We start from the raw sequence: 280 nt of genomic DNA on the forward strand, positions 1-280 counted from the left end.
TCTCTGTGCCGCGCTTATGCACGCGGGCTGGAACGCGCTCGTGAAGGGCGGGGCGGACAAGCGGGTGAACATGAGCGGCGTCATCATCGGCCATCTTCCCGCGTCCCTGCTGGCCTTGGCCGTCGCGCCTGCGCCCGACTTGGCGAGCTGGCCCTACCTGCTGGCGGGCATGGCCTGTCATTTCGGCTACCAGATATTCCTGCTCAATGCTTACCGGGCCGGTGATCTGAGCCAGGTCTACCCCATCGCCCGGGGCACGGCGCCGCTAATCGTGGCTGCG

General features: G+C 67.1%; 1 pseudogene. It reads left to right on the top strand.

What is annotated here, in order from left to right:
• Positions 1–280: pseudogene (locus A3764_RS25485) on the top strand (hypothetical protein); the annotation flags it as partial.

It is taken from the genome of Sulfitobacter sp. HI0129 (assembly GCF_001635395.1).
Taxonomy (GTDB): domain Bacteria; phylum Pseudomonadota; class Alphaproteobacteria; order Rhodobacterales; family Rhodobacteraceae; genus Sulfitobacter.